The sequence below is a fragment of the Streptomyces sp. NPDC055078 genome, from assembly GCF_053607985.1.
Map to the genome: position 1 here is coordinate 1 of NZ_JBSGUP010001094.1, position 1,448 is coordinate 1,448.

Sequence of the window (1,448 nt, forward strand, 5' to 3'; positions counted from 1 at the left end):
TGGGGGGTGCGGTTGTTCGTGGTTTCAGAACCAACACAGTGGACGCGAGCAATCGATGGTCAAGCCCTCGGCCTATTAGTACCGGTCACCTCCAGTAGTTACCTACCTTCCAGATCCGGCCTATCAACCCAGTAGTCTCCTGGGAGCCTTAACCCCTCAACGGGGGTGGGAGTCCTCATCTCGAAGCAGGCTTCCCGCTTAGATGCTTTCAGCGGTTATCCCTCCCGAACGTAGCCAACCAGCCATGCCCTTGGCAGAACAACTGGCACACCAGAGGTTCGTCCGTCCCGGTCCTCTCGTACTAGGGACAGCCCTTCTCAAGACTCCTACGCGCACAGCGGATAGGGACCGAACTGTCTCACGACGTTCTAAACCCAGCTCGCGTACCGCTTTAATGGGCGAACAGCCCAACCCTTGGGACCGACTCCAGCCCCAGGATGCGACGAGCCGACATCGAGGTGCCAAACCATCCCGTCGATATGGACTCTTGGGGAAGATCAGCCTGTTATCCCCGGGGTACCTTTTATCCGTTGAGCGACGGCGCTTCCACAAGCCACCGCCGGATCACTAGTCCCGACTTTCGTCCCTGCTCGACCCGTCGGTCTCACAGTCAAGCTCCCTTGTGCACTTACACTCAACACCTGATTACCAACCAGGCTGAGGGAACCTTTGGGCGCCTCCGTTACCCTTTAGGAGGCAACCGCCCCAGTTAAACTACCCATCAGACACTGTCCCTGATCCGGATCACGGACCCAGGTTAGACATCCAGCACGACCAGAGTGGTATTTCAACAACGACTCCACAACCACTGGCGTGGCCACTTCACAGTCTCCCACCTATCCTACACAAGCCGAACCGAACACCAATATCAAACTGTAGTAAAGGTCCCGGGGTCTTTCCGTCCTGCTGCGCGAAACGAGCATCTTTACTCGTAGTGCAATTTCACCGGGCCTATGGTTGAGACAGTCGAGAAGTCGTTACGCCATTCGTGCAGGTCGGAACTTACCCGACAAGGAATTTCGCTACCTTAGGATGGTTATAGTTACCACCGCCGTTTACTGGCGCTTAAGTTCTCAGCCTCGCCACACCGAAATGTGACTAACCGGTCCCCTTAACGTTCCAGCACCGGGCAGGCGTCAGTCCGTATACATCGCCTTACGGCTTCGCACGGACCTGTGTTTTTAGTAAACAGTCGCTTCTCGCTGGTCTCTGCGGCCACCCCCAGCTCACACTGCAAGAGTGATCACCGGGAATGGCCCCCCTTCTCCCGAAGTTACGGGGGCATTTTGCCGAGTTCCTTAACCATAGTTCACCCGAACGCCTCGGTATTCTCTACCTGACCACCTGAGTCGGTTTAGGGTACGGGCCGCCATGAAACTCGCTAGAGGCTTTTCTCGACAGCATAGGATCATCCACTTCACCACAATCGGCTCGGCATCAGGTCTCAG

The 1,448-nt window shown here is 56.2% G+C and carries 1 rRNA gene; it reads right to left on the bottom strand.

Annotated features, from left to right (window positions below):
• Positions 1-55: 55 nt before the first annotated feature.
• Positions 56-1,448 (bottom strand): 23S ribosomal RNA (locus ACWF94_RS40415); the annotation flags it as partial.